This is a genomic window from Bacillus sp. FS02 (genome assembly GCF_024398395.1).
GTDB classification, from domain to species: Bacteria; Bacillota; Bacilli; order Bacillales; family Bacillaceae; genus Bacillus; species Bacillus altitudinis.
On sequence record NZ_CP074101.1, the window covers coordinates 2,687,166 to 2,706,068 of the forward strand.

Sequence of the window (18,903 nt, forward strand, 5' to 3'; positions counted from 1 at the left end):
AATCTAAGGAAGAAGTGAATCAACGTCAAAAGGGCCAGGTGATCGTGATGAATGTCGAGATAGAAAAGGTCATCATTGTAGAAGGTAAATCAGATAAACAGAAGCTAAAAGAAGTCATAAGTGAACCTGTTACCATCATTTGCACCAATGGCACGATCAGTACATCGAAGCTGGATCAGCTTGTGGACGATTTATTCGGGAAAGACGTTTACATATTAGCAGACAGTGACGATGCTGGCGACAAACTGCGGAAGCAATTCCGAAAAGAATTCCCTGAAGCACTGCATCTTTTTGTCGACAGAACGTACCGCGAAGTGGCCGCTTCACCGTCAGCCCACATTGCATCTATTCTATTAGCTGCAAACATTGATGTTCATTCGAAATATTTATAAGGGTGACGTATATGAAAGAGATTGAAGAGCATGAATTCAAGGAGATAGAGGACGATTTATTTCTTTTGTACTTATATACACCATTTTGCGGAACATGCCAGCTGGCAAAGAAGATGCTGGCAGTGGTTGATGCCATGCAGCCGGAAGTTCCTTTTTATGAAAATAACTTAAATTACTCGCCAAGTTTTGCAAAAGCATTTGAGATCGAAAGTGTCCCTTGCTTTCTCCTGTTTAAAAAGGGTGAAATCGTGCAAAAAGGCTATGCCTTTCACTCCGTTCCATATCTTCACGAAATGATTGAAACCGCTAAATAAAGCGGTTTTTTGTCATATTTCAAGCAATTCATTTGAAAATTTGTCGAGCTATTTATAAAGGACAAGCCGATGTTTGTAGAGAAATGTTATGTATAACCAAATGACAGGGAGGTTATACATGTGGAAAATGTGAAAGCCCATGGAAGTGCAGGGCAGCGATTATTGTTAAAGCCGTTGCTCTCATCATCATCCTTGAAGATTACATTTGAGGCGGAAACGGACTCTTGTACATTGATTGTGGATGAACGTGGTGAAGTGAAGAAACTACCTGCAATTGAGTTATCGGATCTCATCTTTTATGGTGAGCGAAAAGAGATTTTGCAATTATTAGATGGAGACATGTCCTTACAGCAGCTGATCAGCAGAGGACAAGTGAAAGTGAAAGGCTCATTTCGAGCTCTTCTAAGACTAGAAGCGGTACTTTGGCTGACGAACGGTTTTTTTTCGAAAAATGATAACGTAGTCGTTTACTTGGAAATTAGCGATTTACAGCGTTGACATATCTCAGATAGCATGATATTCTACGTTAGTAAAAACATGAACATCACATAAAACAACATATTTTCTCTTATTAAGAGAGGTGGAGGGACGTGCCCTATGAAACCCGGCAACCGTCAGCATAGCTGAAATTGGTGCCAATTCACTCAAAGCCGCAACGCTTTGAAAGATGAGAGAAAGGCGTATTTGATATAAAAGGCCTTTCTGCTTGCGTTGCAGTTAGGTCTTTTTTACTGACCTTGCGTCAGGCTAGAGTCATAACAGTCGGAAGAATAATTGAACGTATGTGATGGCAACCTATAGATTCAGCAAGAAAGCAGGTGAACAGACTGTGATCCATTTACAGAATGTATCAAAAACGTATCTTTCAAAAAGCGGAAATGTTGATGCCGTGAAAGACGTCAACTTGGATATCGATAAAGGTGAAATATTCGGAATTATCGGGTATAGCGGCGCTGGGAAAAGCTCCTTGATTCGCCTATTAAACGGTCTGGAGTTGCCAACAGAAGGAATCGTTGAAGTGGCAGGCAACCGGATCAATGAAGTATCGAATGCGAAACTTCGGAAAGCAAGACAAGAAATCAGCATGATTTTCCAACACTTTAACTTGCTCTGGTCAAGAACAGTGAGACAAAATATTATGTTCCCGCTCGAGATCGCAGGTGTACCAACGTCAAAACGGAGAGCTCGTGCAAACGAACTGATTAAATTGGTCGGTTTAGAAGGAAAAGAAAATGCATATCCTTCTCAGCTCAGCGGCGGGCAAAAGCAGCGTGTAGGGATTGCGAGAGCATTAGCGAATGACCCAAAAGTTCTGCTATGTGACGAAGCCACTTCTGCGCTTGATCCACAAACAACGGATTCCATCCTGGAGCTTTTAGCGGATATTAATAAACGACTAGGACTCACCATTGTATTGATCACACACGAAATGCACGTCATTCGCAAAATTTGTCATCGTGTGGCGGTGATGGAGAATGGCCGTATTGTCGAAGAAGGCGAAGTATTACGTGTCTTCAGACAGCCGAAAGAAGAAATGACGAAACGATTCGTGAAACAGCTTGCTGAACCAGAAGAAGCAAAAGAAACGATCGAGCACGTCCTAGAGAGAGTAAAAGAAGGTCAGGTCGTCCGGTTGTCCTTTATCGGAGATTCTGCCGAACAGCCGTTGATCACGGAAATCATTCGATCCTTCAAGGTCGATGTGAACATCCTGCAAGGAAAGATTTCTCAAACGCAGGAAGGCGCGTTTGGAACACTCTTTATCCATATTAATGGAGACGAGAACGAAGTTGAAAAAGCCATCGCCTATATCCAAAGCAAACAGGTTGAAATCGAGGTGATGACACATGTTTGAGAAATGGTTTCCGAACGTTGATCTAGAGGTTATTTGGAACGCGACGGGTGAAACGGTGTATATGACACTCATTGCATTAGCGTTTGCTTTTGCTATCGGCATCATCCTTGGGCTGTTGCTCTTTTTGACAAGTAAAGGCGGTTTGTGGGAAAACAAACCAATTAATGCTGTCATCGGCGCAGTAGTCAACATTTTCAGATCGATTCCCTTTATCATATTAATCATTCTATTATTAGGATTTACTAAACTAATTATGGGCACGATATTAGGTCCAAATGCAGCATTACCAGCCCTTGTCATTGGCTCAGCTCCTTTCTACGCACGTCTTGTTGAAATTGCACTGCGTGAAGTAGACAAAGGAGTCATTGAAGCAGCACGATCTATGGGAGCAAAAACGTCGACCATTATTTTCAAAGTATTGCTTCCAGAATCACTGCCAGCCCTTATTTCAGGAATTACTGTAACAGCAATTGCTCTGATTGGCTCTACTGCGATTGCAGGAGCAATTGGAGCAGGCGGACTTGGTGACCTTGCTTATGTAGAAGGATACCAATCTGGTAATACAGATGTCACACTTGTAGCCACTGTGTTTATTCTGATCATCGTCTTTATCATTCAAATAATCGGTGATTTGATTACAAATAAAATTGATAAACGTTAAGGGAGGAATTATTCATGAAGAAATTGATTTTAAGTGCACTATTTCTAGCATTTGCAGGCATTTTAGCTGCTTGCGGTTCATCAAATAACGCAAGCGATAACAAAACTATCACGGTTGCCGCTTCAAAAACACCACATGCCGAGATTCTTGAAGAAGCAAAACCACTTCTAAAAGAAAAAGGCTACGATCTAAAAGTGAAAGTACTGAGCGATTATAAAATGTACAACAAAGCATTAGCTGAAAAAGAAGTGGATGCGAACTTTTTCCAACATATCCCTTACTTAAACGAAGAAAATAAATCAAACAAAGATTACAACCTAGTAAGTGCTGGTGCCGTTCACCTTGAGCCTTTCGGTATCTACTCTAAGAAATACAAATCAGTAAAAGATATTCCAAACGGCGGCACGATCATCATGACAAACAACGTAGCTGAGCAAGGACGTATGCTTGCTCTATTACAAAATGCTGGTGTGATCAAGCTTGATCCAAAAGTAGATACAATCAACGCAACAGTCAAAAACATCAAAGAAAACCCGAAGAACCTAAAATTCAAAAAAATCGCTCCTGAACTAACAGCGAAAGCTTATGAAAACAGTGAAGGCGACGCTGTATTTATCAACGTTAACTATGCGATCCAAAATAAATTGAATCCGAAAAAAGATTCAATTGAACTTGAGCAAACGAAAAACAACCCATATGCAAACATCGTCGCTGTTCGCAAAGGTGACGAAAAATCAGAGAAGATCAAGGTATTAATGGAAGTTCTTCACTCTGATAAAATCAAAGAATTCATCGACAAAAAGTATGATGGTGCAGTATTGCCTGTATCTGAATAACAACTTGTAAACCTCGCTTTCATGAAAGCGAGGTTTTTTTGTGTATTTTTTCAAATCTCGCTCATAATAAAAACGAACAAATGACCTGAAGGGATGGAATGAAGATGAATGAACAACATATGAGCGGATCGATGCAGCAATCACTGACGGATTATAAAACGGCAATGGGTGAATTTCAGAAGAAAATGCCGGTGTTTGGCAAGAAATTCAATGAATTTACGGAGCAGTGCTTTCAGAGCGATTCCTTAACACAAAAAGAAAAACAAATGATTGCCCTCGGCATCAGCATTCATGCACAGGATGAATATTGCATGATCTATCATACAAAGGGAGCGCTCGACCAAGGCGCAACAGAAGAGAATTTGCTGGAGGTCGTCAGTGTGGCGGCAGCGTTTGGCGGCGGTGCTGCGCTAAGTCAAGGCATCACAGTTGTTCAGCAATGTATTGACGAATTTGGAGGACAGACGCATTAAGGGAAGGATAAGATGGTATTTTTCCATATCAAGGAGTTGAGTCGTTCTCAGCCGGTTGTGTGAGAAAATATGCCAGCATAGCGTGTTATATCCCTTTTGAGTGAAGCAGCATGCCTTTGATACAATGAAGCTACACTCAAAGAAGGGAATGGTTTATTATTTGTTCGGACCAGAGTACACTGGGATTGGATTATACCGCCGAGATGGAAAAGGCCATGCATCAATCTCATGGCATGAGTTATGCAGAGTACGAAAGAGACCATGACTTACGAATGAAAGTAGAACTTAAACGAGAGCAGTCCTATCGAGATGAGAAAAGACAGCTCGCAAAAATGAATATACGAGGCTATTGATAGCTAAGGGGCGGGGAGAATAGTTTCCCGTCCTTTCTTTATGAAAACAGTCTTTTCGACATAAATCCTTTTATCTACCTGTATTTTTTGTTAGAATTTTGAGAGCATCCTCTCACGCTTGTCGTGAATGTGTTGTATTCACTTTTAATTTGTTATAAAATTAGAATGAGAATAAATTGAGAATAATGATTATTTTGGAGGTATCGATATATGACTGCTTCGACATTAACAATTAAGGACTTGCACGTTGAGATTGAAGGGAAAGAAATCTTAAAAGGTGTAAACCTAGAAATAAAAGGTGGAGAATTCCACGCAGTAATGGGACCAAACGGTACAGGTAAATCTACTTTATCTGCTGCAATCATGGGCCACCCTAAGTATGAAGTGACAAAAGGCAGCATTTTGCTTGATGGCGAAGATGTTCTTGAAATGGAAGTAGATGAGCGCGCTCAAGCGGGTCTTTTCCTTGCAATGCAATATCCATCTGAAATTAGTGGTGTAACAAATGCAGACTTCCTTCGTTCGGCTATTAACGCACGCAGAGAAGAAGGCGATGAAATCTCTCTCATGAAATTCATCCGCAAAATGGACGAAAACATGGAATTCCTTGAAATGGACCCAGATATGGCACAGCGCTACCTAAACGAAGGTTTCTCAGGCGGGGAGAAAAAACGTAACGAAATTCTTCAATTAATGATGATTGAACCAAAAATCGCCATCCTTGACGAAATCGACTCTGGTCTTGATATCGATGCACTGAAAGTTGTTTCTAAAGGGATTAATAAAATGCGAGGCGAAAGCTTCGGCTGCTTAATGATCACTCACTATCAGCGCCTATTGAACTACATCACACCAGATCACGTTCATGTTATGATGCAAGGACGTATTGTGAAATCTGGCGGACCAGAACTCGCGCAGCGTCTAGAAGCAGAAGGTTATGACTGGATTAAAAAAGAGTTAGGAATTGAAGACGAAACTGTTGGTCAAGAAGCGTAAGCGTTAGGAGGATTATTGATGACATTAGAAACGAAATTATCAGTAGATCAAGATTATGTCAAAAGCTTCTCCGAGAAGCATCAGGAACCGGCATGGATGAGTTCCCTTCGCTTACAGGCTCTTGAAAAAGCAGAAGACCTTCCAATGCCAAAGCCTGACAAAACGAATATTTCAAAATGGAATTTAACCAATTTCAAACAGCATACAGTTGAAAGTGCGCCATTTGGATCTTTAGAAGAGCTTCCTGAAGAAGTGAAATCTCTTATTGATTTAGAGGACACAGATAAGACAGTCTATATTCAGCGTGATCAAACGCCAGCATACTTGTCTCTTTCTAATGAAGCAAAAGACAAAGGCGTGATCTTCACTGATATCCATACTGCGATTCGCGAACATGGAGACCTAGTGAAGAAATATTTCATGACTGATGCAGTGAAAGTGGATGAGCACAAACTAACAGCTCTACATGCTGCTTTAGTGAATGGCGGAGCTTTCCTCTATGTACCGAAAAACGTAGAGCTTGAAGCACCAATTCAAGCCGTTTATCTTCATGAAAATGACGAAACAACGTTGTTCAACCATGTCATCGTTGTAGCAGACGATCATAGTGCTGTGACATATGTCGAAAACTACATCAGTACGGCAACACCAGAAGAAGCGATCTTCAATATCGTGTCTGAAGTCTTCACAGGTGCAAATGCCCGCGTCACTTACGGTGCAGTGGATAACCTTGCAGAAGGTGTGACAGTCTATGTGAATAGACGTGGTATGGCAAATGGTCGTGACAGTAAAATCGAATGGGCGCTTGGTCTGATGAATGATGGAGACGTTGTGTCTGAAAACATCACAAAGCTTATGGGCGACGGTACATTCGGAGATACGAAATCAGTTGTTGTTGGCCGCGGGAATCAAACGGAAAACTTCACAACAAGCATCATCCACTTCGGTAAAAACTCTGAAGGGTATATCTTGAAGCATGGTGTCATGAAGGATCAAGCATCCTCTATCTTTAACGGAATTGGTAAAATCGAGCATGGCGCAACGAAGTCAAATGCAGAGCAAGAATCTCGTGTTCTCATGCTGAGTGAGAAAGCACGCGGTGACGCTAACCCAATTCTTTTAATCGATGAAGATGATGTAACAGCAGGACACGCTGCGTCTGTTGGGCGTGTTGATCCAATTCAACTCTATTACCTCATGAGCCGTGGGATTTCCAAAGAAGATGCAGAAAGACTTGTCATTTATGGCTTCTTAAATCCAGTCGTCAAAGAACTGCCGATTGAAGGAGTTAAAAAGCAGCTCGTTTCTGTGATTGAAAGGAAAGTAAAATAATGAATATCAAAGACGTTCGTGAGCAGTTTCCAATCCTTCATCAGCAAGTGAACGGACATGATTTGGTGTATTTGGACAGTGCAGCGACATCTCAAAAACCACGAGTTGTCATTGATGCAATGAATGAGTATTACCGGTCTTACAACTCGAACGTCCACCGGGGTGTTCATACCCTTGGCACAAAAGCAACGGACGCATACGAGGGTGCAAGAGAAAAAGTTCGAGCATTCATTGGCGCTTCTTCTGTCCAGGAGATTATTTTTACTAGAGGTACAACAACAGCACTAAACACAGTGGCAATCAGCTATGCTAGAGCAAACCTTAAAGAAGGCGATGAGATCGTCATTACGCATATGGAACATCATGCGAATATCATCCCTTGGCAGCAGGCAGCAAAAGCAACTGGCGCCACATTGAAATATATTCCGTTACAGGAAGACGGCACGCTGTCGCTTGAAGATGTGAAGCAAACCATCACACATCAAACGAAAATCGTTGCTGTCACACATGTCTCAAACGTATTAGGAACCATCAACCCAATTAAAGACATCGCAAAGATTGCTCACGATCACGGTGCAATTATTGTCGTCGATGGTGCCCAGAGCACCCCGCACATGCAAATTGATGTTCAGGATCTAGATTGTGACTTTTTCGCTTTCTCTGGGCATAAAATGTGTGGACCGACTGGCATTGGTGTTCTTTACGGGAAGAAGGACCTTTTGAATAATATGGAGCCTGCTGAGTTTGGCGGTGAAATGATCGACTTTGTGGATCTATATGATTCTACATGGAAAGAACTGCCGTGGAAATTTGAAGCGGGAACACCGATTATTGCAGGAGCAATTGGGCTCGGAAAAGCGATTGATTTCTTAAATGACATCGGAATGGAGGAAGTCAGTCGTTACGAGCATCAGCTTGCGACTTACGCACTTGAGCGCTTTAAGGAGCTTGAAGGTGCCACGGTTTACGGACCGCAGCACCGAGCTGGACTTGTGACGTTTAACTTAGACGACGTCCATCCTCATGATGCCTCAACTGTTCTAGATACGGAAGGTGTCGCCATTCGTGCTGGACATCACTGTGCACAGCCGCTCATGAAATGGCTTGGTGTATCAGCGACTGCAAGAGCAAGCTTCTATCTGTACAATACAGAAGAGGAGATTGACGAGCTCATGGCAGCGCTCCGTAAGACAAAGGAGTATTTTACGAATGTCTTTTAATGTAAACTTAGACACACTGTACAGACAAGTGATTATGGATCATTATAAAAATCCGAGAAACAAAGGTGTGTTAAACGACAGCATTGTCGTCGATATGAACAACCCTACGTGTGGTGACCGCATTCGTCTCACGATGAAAATCGAAGACGAAAAAGTCATCGATGCGAAATTTGAAGGAGAAGGATGCTCGATTTCGATGGCATCTGCCTCTATGATGACGCAGGCGATTAAAGGGAAAGATATTGAAACAGCTTTGAAAATGTCTCAGATTTTCTCCGATATGATGCTAGGAAAAGAATACGACGATTCCATTGATCTTGGTGACATTGAGGCGCTGCAGGGAGTCGCAAAATTCCCAGCGCGCATCAAATGTGCAACATTATCCTGGAAGGCGCTTGAAAAAGGCGCATCTGCCGAAGATAACGGCAAATCATAAGATTGGAGTGAAAATGGATGGCTAAAAAAATGCCAGATGTTGGTGAATATAAATACGGCTTTTCTGATAAAGACGTTTCCATTTTCCGTTCAGAGCGCGGACTGACAAAAGAGATCGTTGAAGAAATTTCTCGTATGAAAGAAGAGCCTCAGTGGATGCTCGACTTCCGTTTGAAATCTCTTGAGCACTTTTACAACATGCCGATGCCACAATGGGGCGGAGATTTAAATGCATTAAACTTTGATGAAATTACGTACTACGTAAAACCATCAGAACGCTCTGAGCGTTCTTGGGATGAAGTACCAGAAGAAATCAAACAGACCTTTGATAAGCTTGGAATCCCTGAAGCAGAGCAAAAGTACTTAGCAGGTGTATCTGCTCAGTATGAATCTGAAGTTGTGTATCACAACATGAAGCAAGATCTTGAAGATCTAGGCATTGTGTTTAAAGATACAGACAGTGCATTAAAAGAGAACGAAGACATCTTCCGTGAGCACTGGGCAAAAGTCATTCCTCCGACTGACAACAAATTTGCTGCGCTTAACTCGGCTGTATGGTCTGGTGGTTCATTCATCTACGTACCAAAAGGCGTAAAAGTAGATACACCACTTCAAGCATACTTCCGAATCAACTCTGAGAACATGGGTCAGTTCGAACGTACACTGATCATCGTTGATGAAGGCGCACATGTACATTACGTAGAAGGTTGTACAGCTCCAGTTTACACAACAAACTCACTTCATAGTGCGGTTGTTGAAATTATCGTAAAAAAAGGCGGCTACTGCCGTTATACAACGATTCAAAACTGGGCAAACAACGTCTTCAACCTTGTGACAAAACGTACAGTATGTGAAGAGAATGCAACAATGGAATGGATTGATGGAAACATCGGTTCTAAGCTGACAATGAAATACCCAGCGGTTATCCTAAAAGGTGAAGGCGCTCGTGGTATGACATTAAGTATTGCCCTAGCAGGTAAAGGTCAGCACCAAGATGCAGGTGCAAAAATGATTCACCTTGCACCAAACACATCTTCAACGATCGTATCGAAATCGATTTCCAAACAAGGCGGTAAAGTCACATACCGCGGAATCGTTCACTTCGGACGCAAAGCAGAGGGTGCACGCTCAAACATCGAGTGTGACACACTCATCATGGATAACAAATCAACATCTGATACGATTCCTTACAATGAAATCTTAAACGACAACATTTCATTAGAGCACGAAGCGAAGGTATCGAAAGTATCAGAAGAGCAGCTATTCTACTTGATGAGCCGCGGAATTTCTGAAGAAGAAGCAACAGAAATGATCGTCATGGGCTTCATCGAACCATTCACAAAAGAACTACCAATGGAATATGCCGTTGAAATGAACCGTTTGATTAAGTTTGAAATGGAAGGTAGTATAGGTTAACCGTTGATATACCGGGGATTAAAGGTGTTTAGACGTTATATTTATATTAAGCACCCACAAAGCGCCCACAAAATTTAATTATTGAACATACCGCAGATACAATTCCTTTGGTCCTCAATTTTTGGGTGACATGGAGATACGTGTCTGCGGTTGTTTTTTATACTAGAATGTCTTAACCTTTCCCATACATAGTTCTTATTCAAAACGTTTACAGCATGGCTATGCTCAATGCATGTCTTTTATAAACTTCTCTGAAATACTTTCTCACAACATTTGTTTTGAACCTTTTAAAGGAGAAATGATTTTACCTTTAAGGCCGCTAACAACTTCGAGGTTCAGATCAACTTTATTCAAAATAAATACTTGCCACATTCAAATTAGTACTGTATAGTTCTAATTATGACAAAGGCAAAATTAATGAATCAAAAACGTGTACTTGAAGTAGCTGCAACTTTATTTTTAGAAAAAGGGTTTGCTTATACGAGTATGGACGAATTAGTTCGTGTTAGCAAAGTATCAAAGTCTAATGTGTATTATCACTTTTCTAATAAGGAGGAATTATTAGAAGGGGTCGTTGATTATTGGATTGACATGTATCAATCTGCAATGGATGACGTACTGTCTCAGACCCAATTTTCAGTTGAAGATCGTATTCAACTGTTTTTAAAGCAATTATCACAAGGCGTTCAGTCGAGAGAGTATAAGGGCGGCTGTCCATTTATTACTCTTTATATTCAAAGTCCTGCAAAGGCCACACAAATAAAAGAAAAAATAGGACTTTTTTTCACAGGATTACAAGAGAAAGTTTCTCTATTACTGAAACAAGGGGTAGAGAACGGGGAATTCAGACATACGATTCAGATTGATGAGGTGGCATCACTTTTTATGACAAATCTTGAAGGAGCGTTATTTATTTCAGAAACATTGAAGGATGCCACTGTCATTACAAAAACAGCAGATCATTTATTTAACTTGCTTCGATAAAGAAGCATTTTTTTTACATCAAATTAGTACTGGTTAGTACTAAAAAGGAGACCTCATATGAAAACAGTATTTTTAATTGGTGGAACAGGCTTTATTGGAAAGCAATTAGTGAAAGAATTAGTCAAAGAGGATGTGAACATTCTTCTTTTAGTGAGGTCAAAAAGTAAAGCAACACGCATTTTTCAAGAAAGAGGCATTTTAAAAGAGGCAGTGATGCACTTTGTTGAAGGTGATTTGACGAAAGTCGATTTGGGTCTAAGTGCTGAAGATCAGGAGAGGGTATTGAAAACGGATGTGATCATTCACGCAGGAGGCCCTATGGATATTCAAGCGACAAGTAAAGAGGCAGCTTCCGTCTTTTTAAATGGCGCCAAATATATTGGTGAATTAGCTAAAAGTATTCATCAATCGAAGGGCTTGCAGCAATTTATTCATGTTGTCGGTTATATGAGTCCCTTTGATGATCAAAATAGCAAGATTGCCATCGACGTGTTTGAAGAAGGAAACGATTACTTGAAAATAAAAAATCCTTATGAGAGAACAAAGTTTTTAGCAGATCTTTATATTCGTCAGCAGGCATCAGCAGTAGGTTATCCGCTTTCTGTCATTAATCCGCCAACTGTCGTTGGTAGTAGTCAAACAGGGAGTACAGAGCAAATTGCAGGATTGGGTTTGCTTGTAAAGAGTATGCGAAGAGGGCTCATGCCGGTGATTCCTGGAGGTAAGGACTATCGGTTACCACTTATTTCAAACGATGAGTTTGCGAAGTTTATTGTACAGGTTTTCAAGTTGGAGCAGCCGGCTATTCAAACATATACACTTGTTGAAGACAAAGAGCACGATCAGAATGTTGCTGAACTATTAAGTATGATGTCAGAAAGCATGAATATGAGGACGCCAAACATCTCTGTCCCAATGCCACTGATGAAAGCTATCATGAAGAGTGGTGTCAGTAAACTCACAAACATTCCTTCTGACGGACTGAATTTTATGACAAAACGAACGTTTTCAAATGTTTCAGCGAAAAAAATAATGGGAGAAGATTGGTTTAAGAAGACGAGTGTCATGACATTTTTCCCTGCTGTAGTAGCTGATCTAGATTATCGAATGATGGCTCAAAATGGTGAGCACCAACATTTATTTAAACGAACATTATGCGATAATAACACCCTTTACCAATTACAAGGAGAGGGGAAGCCGTTTATTTTATTACATGGTTTATTGAGTGATGGAGAAGATTTATTTCCTTTAGCACAAGAGCTTCATGAGAAAACAGGTCAACCTGTATGGGTCTTGGATCTTCCTGGTTTGGGGCGTTCTCCATTTAAACGAGAGAAACATCTTCTAGATATCTATATAAATGTAGTGAAAAAAGTAATAGAAAAAGCGACGAATGGTGCACATCTAATCGGCCATTCATTCGGTGCGTATATTCTTTTGGAAGCATTGGGACAAGAATACATCGATAAGAAGTATTCCATCACTTTACTTCAGCCGCCTGTTGCTAAACAAAAGGCAAAATCACTTCATGTTCCTCAATTTCTGAACAAATGGACATTTAAATTGGCAACGACTCATTTGATAGAGAGTTATGCATTAAGAAATGGGTTGTTTGAAAGCACGGAGAGCATCCCTAAACATTATATTGAAAAAATCAGAAACAGCTTTACTTCTCCTAGAATTTTAAATACAACGGTTCAGCTTAACCATTTATTACTGAAAACCGATCAGGGTGACTTTAAAGAAGTTACAAAGGATAACTTACACATGATTTGGGGGGAGTATGACAGAGGCTATTCTGCACCATCGCATCTTGGGAAGGTTGATTTTGTTCCGTATGGCCACCATTTCCCTCTTAGCCATCCGAGTGAAACGGCAGCATTAGTCATCAATAATATTTGTACTAGCAGATAAGAGACACCCCAAAACGAAAAAATGAGAATGATGACAAGTGAGCAAAATTTTTCGTTCTGGGTCTTGAAAAATAGAGGTTAACGAGGTGCATAAAACGCATCTAAGGTTTTCGTCATATCATCAGATGCAGATTGTAAGATCACATCTTGATCTAAAATCGCTGTCCCTTGTGCCCGGACAATATGAAATTGTTGAAAGCCCATCAAGTTTTGGAATATTTCCTTTAGATAATAATATGAAAATTTCCAGTGGTGTGTACCGATCGTTATTTGTGAAAATTGAGCCACTTGCTTGAAGCAAAAGTACACGATAATCGTCAGTCATCAGACCAACTGAACCATTTTCTGTATATTTGAACGTTTCTCTAGCAATGAAGATATTATCTATATAATCTTTCATACGTGACGTCACATTGAAATTATGAACAGGTGATACAATCACGATTCGATGATGTGCTTTGAATTGAGCCAATAAAGCAGCAGAAGAAGCGGCGATTTTTTCTTCGGCAGCTGTTAATGATTGTTCAGATGCTTGCTTATCCCAAATTCCTAGCAGCTGGTCTTTTTCGATACGAGGAATTTCAGTTCCATATAAATGTAAAATTGTTGGCTCCTCATGAGGGAATCTTTTTTTAAACTGTTCTAAAAATAGTGTTTGCAGTTTGTTTGAATAACTTTCTTGATGAGTGAAATCAGGGTGTGCGTTAATAATGAATGTTTTCATATGCATGCTCCTTTTCTTTTGATAAACTGAGTATAAAATATAAAGGTGACAAAACATGTCACCTTTTTCAGAAGGAAAATCAAATGAAAAAATCAGAACGCTTAAACCAAGAGCTTATTTTTTTAAGTGATAAATATTCATTTCAATTAAAAGATTTAGAAACTGAATTTGGCATTTCTAAACGTACGGCTTTAAGAGATATGGAAGAGCTAGAGTCCATGGGCTTAGCGTTTTATGTTGAAAATGGCAGACATGGAGGATATCGGCTCGTGAATCAATCTCCATTGGTTCCGATCTATTTTCAAATAGATGAAGTTCAAGCCATTTTTTTCGCTCTTAAAGCCTTAGATCTGTTGTCAGCAACACCGTTTAAAAAGTCTTACTCACAAATTCGCCAAAAACTGTTTGCTACAATGTCTGATGAGAGAAAACATCGGATCACGGAGATTTTGGATGTGATTCATTACTATCATGTCGCGCCAGTGAGTGAACAACATCATTTGGATTTGATATTGCAGGCAATGATGGAAGATCAAATCGTGAAGATGACATACACTCAATATGAACATAAAAGGATCAGGCTACAATTTCTTGAGTTGTTTTATCGAAATGGGATTTGGTTCACCGAAGCATATGATGTTCAGAATAAAAAGTGGGGCATCTACAGATGTGATTGTATGACGGACATGATGATCGAAGAAGAAACGAAAGACACTTTTACGAAGGAAGAATTAAAAGCACTGCAGCTCGAGTACGAAAAAACCTATCATGATATCTCTTTTAAATGTCGATTAACGGAACAAGGGAAAGAGAAGTTTTTGAAGAATCATTATCCGAATATGAGATTGGAGACCATTGATGATACGCCTTATATAGTGGGTGGGTACAACCAAGAAGAATTATCGTATATGACTCACTATTTGATCTCATTTGGGAAACATGTGAAAATTGAATACCCCGATGAATTAAAAAAGAGTTATTTGACTCAATTGCAAGAAATGATGGATCAATATATATAATGATCGGATTGTATCTGAATCACAAAAAACTTAACACATGAAAAAAGGCGAACTGTCGTAATTCGCCTTTTTTTATTACTTCGCTGCCTGAAATGTATTTGTTTTTGATTGGTCATTGACCTTCCCATACGTAAGCTGACGCCAGATAAATTCCATCGGTCCGGACTTAAATCGCTTTAACCATAACGTACTGAAAAGGACAAGGAAGGCATACACGCCAATAGCCATGAAGAACGTGCCAGCCGGTGAAAGATGATCGGCAAGTCCAGCTCCGTACTTGAGAAATAGCATTGTTCCAATAATGGAGTGAAGCAAATAACAGGTCAGGGACATTCGTCCGACTTTGGTGAACACCATTAAAGCACCTCGCAGCTGAGGAATGTGCAGAAACAGCATCGCAAGGGAACTCATATAAAACATACTGCCAGTCAATCCCCCATTTTGCTCAAGTGCAGAGACAATGTTCATCCATGGCGTATGTTCAAAAGGGGTGACCGCTGTCATAATCGTACTGGCTAGTGTGATAAGAAAAGCAATTGTACAAATCATCCAAATACGATTCCAAAGCGCTTTTTTCGTCTCCATTTTTTTGAAAAATGACATTTTCACAAAATACACACCAAGTAAAAACATGAAGAACATGGAATAGACGGTGGAAAATGAGCTCGAAGCCATCGTGAACATATCCGTCCACCGGTCACCTATCGATGCTAAATAAGTCAGACTGTTGTGACTGGTCAATTCAAAATCGGCAGAATCCGGCTTGCCTGATGATCCTGTACTGATGGTATTGAGCAGCATGGTGAAAAGAGGCGTGAGCAATTGAATCACAAAGAGTGTGATGAGCCAGTACTGGATGGTTTTGGCTGTGCGTTTGTAAAAGAAAAGCAGTAAAAAGCCCGCGACAGCATAATAGGTTAAAATATCTCCAATCCATACAAACGTGACATGCAGAAGACCAATCCCTAAGAGAATGGTTAATCTCCGAGCAAACAACTTGTTCGGGCTGTCCACCTTTTGAGCGGCTCGATCCATAAATATCATAAAACCAACCCCGAATAGAAAAGAAAATAACGTAATGAATTTCCCCGAGGCAAACCAATTCACAATGTGGTGAAAACCATCATTAGACTCCATCTCAAATCCCTTGACCGAATCCACAATCAAAAAATAGTTGACCAAAATAATTCCCATTAAGGCGAATCCTCGTACGATGTCCAAGAAATGCACCCGTTCTTTAAGACTCATTGGTTGTCCGTGTTCTACCTTGCTTACATTCATATTAATGCTCCTTTTCATGTATTGGATCTAAAGATAGATCCTTCAATGAATCAATATACAGGCCAATTCTTAATTATTTATGAAGATCCAATTTTTTGAAAATAAATGTGGCAACTTGATGGCAATTGATCATATTCATAAACACTTAAGATTTATGGTGTATCTTTTCACATAGCTAGATGATATATAGTAATAATATATAAGAATGAAGTCATGGAGGATGAGGTGACAGAGATATGACCCATCGAATATTAGTTGTAGAGGATGATCAGGAGATTGGTGACCTGTTGCAGGAATCTCTGACACGTACAGGGTATGAGGTGTTGAGAGCCATGAATGGCAAGCAGGCATTGCATGTTATAGATGATTCGCTGGATTTGGTGATTTTGGATGTTATGATGCCAGGTATCTCTGGGATCGAAACGTGCCAGCAAATAAGAGCCACCTCAAATGTGCCGATTTTATTTTTGACCGCCAGATCTAGTACATGGGATAAAACCGAAGGATTACTCGCTGGCGGAGATGATTATATGACAAAACCTTTTTCAGAAGAGGAGCTTCACGCTAGGGTCATGGCGCAATTGCGCAGATATACCATCTATCAGGAAAAAAAGGAACAGGAAGAAACCTATTTAGTTGGCGGTAGCCTGAAGGTGAGTGAGGAATTTAATGAAGTGTGGAAAAATGGGCAGCAAATCAAGTTATCTGATTTAGAATATCGGATATTAAAACTGCTCATGAACAAACGAAACAAAATATTTTCTGCTCAAAATATTTATGAAAGCGTGTGGGGCCAGCCTTATTTTTATTGTTCAAACAATACGGTCATGGTGCATATCCGAAAGCTGCGTGCCAAAATTGAAGATGACCCGGCTCGTCCCGTGTATATCAAAACAGAATGGGGGAGAGGATACCGGTTTGGCACATCGTAAATATACGCTGACCAAAAAGCTGTCACTGCTCATTTTGGTCGCTGCTATCGTAAGTGGTGTTGTCTTTTTGACACTGCAAAAGATCACCGATCACCTGATTGAAGGATATTTAAGTTCGGATGAGTACTATAAGGAAGAATCTGCTAGATACATTCAAACATTCAGCCGCTACGTTTCAGAACATGAGCTGACTTCAACGGATCGAAAAGCATTCGGTGAGTGGGTGAAAAAAGAAGATTATATTAATCTCACTGTTTACAAGGATGAAGTGCTTCAATATGACTCGATTTACTCTGTCGCTGACGAATCGGCCTATGGGAAAGAAAAGGTGACCGACTACGCAAAGCGTCATTCTTACCCGGTTCAATTTAGCGACGGAGAAGGTAGGGTTATGGTAGACGGATTTTACTCCTCTCGATATCACGATCTCGCCTTTACACTAGAACTGCTTGGTGCAACACTCATTTTTCTCCTGATTGTGCTTGTTGGCATTCGCCGAAGTCTGCGGTACTTGCAAACGATCCGTGAAGAGATTCATATTCTTGAAGGCGGTGAGCTCGATTATGAGATGACAGTGAAGGGGCATGATGAATTGGCCATGATTGCAAAGAGCATTGAGGATTTAAGAACAGCCTTTTTGGACAAGCTTCAGGCTATTGATGATCTGCAGGAAGAGAGCCGCAGTTTGGTGACCGAAATGTCGCATGATATGAGGACCCCGCTGACATCACTCATCATGAATCTGGAATTTGCGAAAAAAGAGGAGGCTCTAGCGGATACCCGCAAGGAGCAATATATAGCGAGTGCGTATGGAAAAGCCCTGCAATTAAAGAATCTGTCTGACAATCTATTTGCCTATTTCCTGCTAGATAAAGAGCACGAGTCCGAGCTTGAAACCGTTGCAGTGAAAGAAGTGATTTATGATCTTCTATCAGATCAGGTCGCCCTGCTGCATCAGGAGAATTTCACGGTCCATATTGTAGGCGAAATGCCGGATAGCTATATTAACGTAAACGTCGAGGAACTTGGCAGAGTGTTTGATAATGTGATGTCTAACTTACGTAAATACGCAGATCCTGAAAAGGACATTCAGATCACTTTTTTATCCGACCAAGATGTCTTTGAAATTCATGTGAGCAATGCGATAAAAAAGACAGACATCATACCGGAAAGCAATGGACTCGGGGAACGAAGCATCAAGCGGATGATGTCCCGAATGCATGGACAGTTTGAAAGTGTAGAAAAGAACGATACCTACTACATCGTACTGCGATTTTGGAATACCAAAATGTAGAGAGCAAAAACAACATCATGGAATGGGGAAACAATCTGATGAAACGATTCAACAATTTCCAAAAGGTACCTGATCTTCTGCAAGCCCTTCTGAATATCTGCCTGTTCTTTCTAGCGATTGCGCTAAGCGTACTCTTAATTAGTAAAACATGGTACATCGTGCAATTCGTCTATAAAACATTGTTTAACAAAGGAGAAAGCTATTATGGAATGCTTGGCGAGCTGCTGATCTTCTTTATGTATTTTGAATTTATCGCCTTAATTATTAAATACTTTAAATCTAACTTTCATTTTCCGCTTCGCTATTTTATTTATATAGGGATCACAGCGGTCATCCGTTTGATTATCATTGATCATGAAGAGGCGGTATCGACGTTCTGGTGGGCGCTGGCCATACTTGCAATGACCTGTGCACTCTTTATTGCGAGCAAAAGAGATGCTGCTCAAGAGCATGAGGAAGTGAAGTAAGGAAGA

The 18,903-nt window shown here is 40.4% G+C and carries 20 protein-coding genes, 1 pseudogene and 1 riboswitch; of the genes and pseudogenes, 19 read left to right on the forward strand and 2 right to left on the reverse strand.

Features of this window, described 5'->3' with window-relative positions:
- Positions 1-47: 47 nt before the first annotated feature.
- From KFQ09_RS13585 to KFQ09_RS13655, 15 genes are all read left to right on the forward strand, one after another.
- Positions 48-392 (forward strand): toprim domain-containing protein, encoded by a 345-nt coding sequence (locus KFQ09_RS13585; protein ID WP_008347035.1) that lies wholly within the window; start codon positions 48-50, stop codon positions 390-392.
- An 11-nt stretch (positions 393-403) separates the two neighbouring features.
- Positions 404-706 (forward strand): thioredoxin family protein, encoded by a 303-nt coding sequence (locus KFQ09_RS13590; RefSeq protein ID WP_007500346.1) that lies wholly within the window; start codon positions 404-406, stop codon positions 704-706.
- 120 nt (positions 707-826) lie between these two features.
- On the forward strand, positions 827-1,204 hold the full coding sequence (locus tag KFQ09_RS13595) for an SCP2 sterol-binding domain-containing protein (protein ID WP_255835755.1): 378 nt from the start codon (positions 827-829) through the stop codon (positions 1,202-1,204).
- Positions 1,205-1,271: 67 nt separating this feature from the next.
- A riboswitch (SAM riboswitch) is annotated at positions 1,272-1,380 on the forward strand.
- Positions 1,381-1,535: 155 nt separating this feature from the next.
- Positions 1,536-2,561 (forward strand): methionine ABC transporter ATP-binding protein, encoded by a 1,026-nt coding sequence (locus KFQ09_RS13600; RefSeq protein ID WP_017359288.1) that lies wholly within the window; start codon positions 1,536-1,538, stop codon positions 2,559-2,561.
- The gene (locus tag KFQ09_RS13605) at positions 2,554-3,222 is read left to right on the forward strand and encodes a methionine ABC transporter permease (protein WP_025207943.1); all 669 of its coding nucleotides are present in this window, start codon (positions 2,554-2,556) and stop codon (positions 3,220-3,222) included. The genes KFQ09_RS13600 and KFQ09_RS13605 overlap by 8 nt, the downstream gene beginning before the upstream one ends.
- 14 nt (positions 3,223-3,236) lie before the next feature.
- The gene (gene metQ, locus KFQ09_RS13610; RefSeq protein WP_007500351.1) at positions 3,237-4,058 is read left to right on the forward strand and encodes a methionine ABC transporter substrate-binding lipoprotein MetQ; all 822 of its coding nucleotides are present in this window, start codon (positions 3,237-3,239) and stop codon (positions 4,056-4,058) included.
- 104 nt (positions 4,059-4,162) lie between these two features.
- Entirely contained in the window at positions 4,163-4,531 is a 369-nt protein-coding gene (locus KFQ09_RS13615) for a carboxymuconolactone decarboxylase family protein (protein WP_003212803.1), read from the forward strand.
- Between the two features lie 215 nt (positions 4,532-4,746).
- The gene (locus tag KFQ09_RS13620; protein ID WP_008356693.1) at positions 4,747-4,884 is read left to right on the forward strand and encodes a YuzK family famiily protein; all 138 of its coding nucleotides are present in this window, start codon (positions 4,747-4,749) and stop codon (positions 4,882-4,884) included.
- A gap of 210 nt (positions 4,885-5,094) precedes the next feature.
- Positions 5,095-5,880 (forward strand): Fe-S cluster assembly ATPase SufC, encoded by a 786-nt coding sequence (sufC, locus tag KFQ09_RS13625; RefSeq protein ID WP_007500355.1) that lies wholly within the window; start codon positions 5,095-5,097, stop codon positions 5,878-5,880.
- An 18-nt stretch (positions 5,881-5,898) separates the two neighbouring features.
- A complete protein-coding gene (sufD, locus tag KFQ09_RS13630; protein WP_017359290.1) occupies positions 5,899-7,212 on the forward strand; it encodes a Fe-S cluster assembly protein SufD in 1,314 nt (437 codons plus the stop codon).
- A complete protein-coding gene (locus KFQ09_RS13635; protein WP_008347019.1) occupies positions 7,212-8,432 on the forward strand; it encodes a cysteine desulfurase in 1,221 nt (406 codons plus the stop codon). The genes sufD and KFQ09_RS13635 overlap by 1 nt, the downstream gene beginning before the upstream one ends.
- A complete protein-coding gene (gene sufU, locus KFQ09_RS13640; protein ID WP_008347017.1) occupies positions 8,422-8,868 on the forward strand; it encodes a Fe-S cluster assembly sulfur transfer protein SufU in 447 nt (148 codons plus the stop codon). The genes KFQ09_RS13635 and sufU overlap by 11 nt, the downstream gene beginning before the upstream one ends.
- A gap of 17 nt (positions 8,869-8,885) precedes the next feature.
- Positions 8,886-10,283 (forward strand): Fe-S cluster assembly protein SufB, encoded by a 1,398-nt coding sequence (sufB, locus tag KFQ09_RS13645; RefSeq protein ID WP_007500362.1) that lies wholly within the window; start codon positions 8,886-8,888, stop codon positions 10,281-10,283.
- 417 nt (positions 10,284-10,700) lie between these two features.
- Positions 10,701-11,267 (forward strand): TetR/AcrR family transcriptional regulator, encoded by a 567-nt coding sequence (locus KFQ09_RS13650; protein WP_129547808.1) that lies wholly within the window; start codon positions 10,701-10,703, stop codon positions 11,265-11,267.
- A 57-nt stretch (positions 11,268-11,324) separates the two neighbouring features.
- Entirely contained in the window at positions 11,325-13,181 is a 1,857-nt protein-coding gene (locus KFQ09_RS13655; RefSeq protein WP_255835756.1) for an alpha/beta fold hydrolase, read from the forward strand.
- A gap of 77 nt (positions 13,182-13,258) precedes the next feature.
- Here the strand turns inward: KFQ09_RS13655 and KFQ09_RS13660 are convergent.
- Positions 13,259-13,904, reverse strand: a pseudogene (locus KFQ09_RS13660) (FMN-dependent NADH-azoreductase).
- 83 nt (positions 13,905-13,987) lie between these two features.
- On the opposite strand from KFQ09_RS13660, the gene KFQ09_RS13665 reads away from it, so the two are divergent.
- On the forward strand, positions 13,988-14,923 hold the full coding sequence (locus KFQ09_RS13665; RefSeq protein ID WP_255835757.1) for a helix-turn-helix transcriptional regulator: 936 nt from the start codon (positions 13,988-13,990) through the stop codon (positions 14,921-14,923).
- A 75-nt stretch (positions 14,924-14,998) separates the two neighbouring features.
- On the opposite strand, the gene KFQ09_RS13670 is transcribed toward KFQ09_RS13665, so the two are convergent.
- Positions 14,999-16,204, reverse strand: a complete 1,206-nt coding sequence (locus KFQ09_RS13670) for a DUF418 domain-containing protein (RefSeq protein WP_255835758.1) — start codon at positions 16,202-16,204, stop codon at positions 14,999-15,001.
- 236 nt (positions 16,205-16,440) lie between these two features.
- Between KFQ09_RS13670 and KFQ09_RS13675 the strand changes: the two genes are divergently transcribed.
- The 3 genes from KFQ09_RS13675 to psiE are packed head-to-tail and all read left to right on the forward strand — an operon-like array spanning position 16,441 to position 18,897.
- Positions 16,441-17,136, forward strand: coding sequence for a response regulator transcription factor (locus KFQ09_RS13675; RefSeq protein WP_079919070.1), 696 nt, complete (start codon positions 16,441-16,443; stop codon positions 17,134-17,136).
- Positions 17,123-18,430 (forward strand): HAMP domain-containing sensor histidine kinase, encoded by a 1,308-nt coding sequence (locus KFQ09_RS13680; RefSeq protein WP_129547804.1) that lies wholly within the window; start codon positions 17,123-17,125, stop codon positions 18,428-18,430. Before KFQ09_RS13675 ends, KFQ09_RS13680 begins: the two co-directional genes overlap by 14 nt.
- Before the next feature lie 38 nt (positions 18,431-18,468).
- Positions 18,469-18,897, forward strand: a complete 429-nt coding sequence (psiE, locus tag KFQ09_RS13685) for a phosphate-starvation-inducible protein PsiE (RefSeq protein WP_255835759.1) — start codon at positions 18,469-18,471, stop codon at positions 18,895-18,897.
- Positions 18,898-18,903: the final 6 nt, after the last annotated feature.